Here is a 972-nt window from a genome sequence, read left to right as displayed (position 1 = left end):
TCCAGGTGTGTGTCATGGACAAACAAGGCAACATTATTCAAAACGCTACACGACCTAACGATTGGCGGGCGGTCGCTGAGGTCGTTCCCGAAGGCGGCACGGTTTTCGCCGCCATCGAGGCCTGCTGTGGCGCCGCCGACTTCGCCGAAGAACTCATCAACCATACCGGCTGGTCAGTCAACTTGGCCCACCCAGGCTACGTCGCCCGAATCAAGCAAAGCCCCGACAAAACCGACTGGGCCGACGCCAAACTGCTCGCTGACTTGCAGCGCGTCGGTTACCTGCCCAAGGTTTGGTTGGCACCGGAGAACATCCGTGAACTCAGACGTCTGGTGCGTTACCGGCAACAACAAGTCAATCATCGTCGAAACGTCAAACTTCGTGTTCGAGCACTCTTGCGTGATCAGCGTGCCAAGTCTCCCGCCGAGATCAATCCTTGGACCAAGGCCTGGCGAGCGTGGGCGGAAAACTGCACCGAAATCGGTGAGAACAGTCGCTGGATTCTCGGTGAGCATTTTGCAGAAATCGAATCACTCAATGTGAAAATTCGCAACATCGAAAAACGTCTGACAAGCATGCTCGCAGGTGATCCGGTGGCGACGAAGCTGCTCGAGCAAAGCGGCGTCGGACTGGTGACCGCAGCCACGCTACGGGCGGAGATCGGTCGATTCGATCGTTTCCGCAGTGGCAAACAGTTGGCTCGTTTTTGTGCGGTGACACCTCGCAACGCCTCGAGCGGTCAGCGGCAAGCCGACGCCGGCTTGATCAAGGCAGGCAATCGGGAACTTCGCCGGGTACTCATCGAAGCGGCCCAGCGACTGCGGCGACTGGACGATCACTGGGTGGAGTTCGCCGACCGAATGAAAGATCGAGGCAAGCCATCGAACGTGATCACTGCGGCGGTGGCGAATCGTTGGATCCGAGGACTCTACTACGAGATGTGCAACTTGGCCGCCTGACCTTGGGCTCGGG

1 protein-coding gene is annotated in these 972 nt (G+C 58.4%); it reads left to right on the top strand.

Translation table 11 applies throughout. From position 1 onward, the window contains the following. Positions 1-959 (top strand): IS110 family RNA-guided transposase (locus RSSM_RS20685; RefSeq protein ID WP_063709103.1); only part of this gene is annotated, 959 nt, incomplete at its 5' end. Between the last annotated feature and the right edge of the window lie 13 nt (positions 960-972).

The sequence above is a fragment of the Aporhodopirellula sallentina SM41 genome, from assembly GCF_000346505.1.
Taxonomy (GTDB): Bacteria; Planctomycetota; Planctomycetia; order Pirellulales; family Pirellulaceae; genus Rhodopirellula; species Rhodopirellula sallentina.
Note: the sequence above shows the minus strand (reverse complement) of the source record. Positions and strands in the feature narration are given on the sequence as shown.